General features: G+C 45.9%; 1 protein-coding gene and 2 pseudogenes. All 3 read right to left on the minus strand.

The window, feature by feature from the left end; genetic code table 11:
• Positions 1-961: pseudogene (locus ABUA47_RS24550) on the minus strand (site-specific DNA-methyltransferase); the annotation flags it as partial.
• An 89-nt stretch (positions 962-1050) separates the two neighbouring features.
• Positions 1051-1428 (minus strand): hypothetical protein, encoded by a 378-nt coding sequence (locus ABUA47_RS24555; protein WP_038607001.1) that lies wholly within the window; start codon positions 1426-1428, stop codon positions 1051-1053.
• Between the two features lie 87 nt (positions 1429-1515).
• Positions 1516-1723, minus strand: a pseudogene (locus ABUA47_RS24560) (hypothetical protein); the annotation flags it as partial.

The following is a 1723-nucleotide window of genomic DNA, read 5'->3' on the forward strand; positions in this document are numbered from 1 at the left end:
GTTCAATGCCCGTGAAGCTATTGCCAAGGTAAGCTGAAACAAAGCCAAAGACGCTATCGCCAGCGAAGCAGTCAAACGTCTGACAGTTCTTGAACCCGAACCAACGGCAGACGATTTCAGCCATAACGGGGTCAAGGATAGAAACGCCCTGAGCAACGATTTTCGACTGTTCCCGTTCAAGGTCTTCTTTTGGAACGTACTTTTCGATGTATTCTTTGAATGAAATACCAAGTTCTTTCCTGTGTTCACGGGTTCTTTGATACAGGTCTTTGTACTTGATTTCAAGGCTTGTCACAAGCGTATCATTACGGCTTTCTCCCATATCCCCGATGATGTCGTACCACTTCTTCTTGCGGTCTTGCCAATAGCCTTTACGGGTGTCAAGGATAGAGAACGGGGGTACGACAAAGCGGTCAAACAATGATGATTCGGGTGCGCTGTTCGGCAGGGAAGAAGAACCGTTCCTGCTTTCGCCCTCTGACTTGTCTTCCCACAGGTCTAAGCCCCAATCAACAAGTTCTTCCGTGTCCCATTCATTAGCGAGAGCGTCCATGTCCCACTCTCCATAACCCACGTTGTCTTTGATGATGAACTCCCGCTGTTCTGCGTCTGTCAGTTCAGAAGCCTTGATAACATGGGCTGTCGGTCTGTCAAGCCACTTTTCCCAATGACTGCGTAAAAGGTCTCGTTCTGCTTCTGTCTTCTGTGCGTATCCTGAACATTCCCCAAGCCGGGTATTTATTTCAGCGGGAGACATTTCAGCGATAGCGGACAAAGCCCGAAGACGCATATTCCCGCCAAGAACCGTGAACGTGTTGTCAACGACTATCGGGCGAAGTTCAAGCATCTTCGGGAGAATTAGAATAGACCTAATCAACTTCTCAAACTTGTCATTCTTGATTGTACGGGGATTCGCCCCGTTAACCTGAATTTGTGAAAGATGAATAGTTTCTGTTTTCATACTCTTTTTTGATTAGTGATTACATTGTACGCACAAAAGTATGAAAAAGCGAGTATAATATAATCACTTTTAGGCAAAAAAGGGGCTTTTTAAGGGGTAAAATCATTCAAAATGGCTGATTTCATCAAATCAAGGGTCTTTTTCTTGTACAAGTCATCAGGCGTTGTTCTGAACACACGCCAGCCCATGAGCGTAGCCGTATTATACTTCTCAATGTCTCCAAGAAAACCTTTTGGGGAAGTATGCCGTCCTCCCGTCCATACACCGCCCTCAACTTCAAGGGCGATTTTGTGTTCAGGCACGGCGTAATCAAACCGCCACTTCCTGACGGGGTGAAATTTGAACTCTTTTACACAATCTACTTTCAAATCGGTTTTGCAAATAACCGTGAAAACGTCACGCAGGGGCGGTTTTGCCGCTGTCTGTCGGCTTTTCTTTGTTTTTGCGATACTTTTATCAGCTTTCATGTTTTAACGTGATTTTTGGGGCTTGTTTAAAGGCGAGGAAAACAGAAAGGGGATTGCTCCCCTTTGTTTGTGTTTATTCTCATTTTATCAGAATGGCAGGTCATCCGTATTTTCCACAGCTTGCGCCCCGTCAAAGGTTGAACCGACATTCATCTGTGGGGCGGCTTTCTTCACAAGCGGTCTCATGCCGCCGATAATCGGGAGGGCTTGCCTCTGTTCTTCAGATAAGGCTTCGTATATCTCCTTGTCAAGTGACTGTTTGATACAGTGTGTTTCTTTATACTGCGGGTTCTCC

This window comes from Bacteroides sp. RTP31139st1_H2_RTP31139_211217 (assembly GCF_040227615.1).
Classification (GTDB): domain Bacteria; phylum Bacteroidota; class Bacteroidia; order Bacteroidales; family Bacteroidaceae; genus Bacteroides; species Bacteroides uniformis.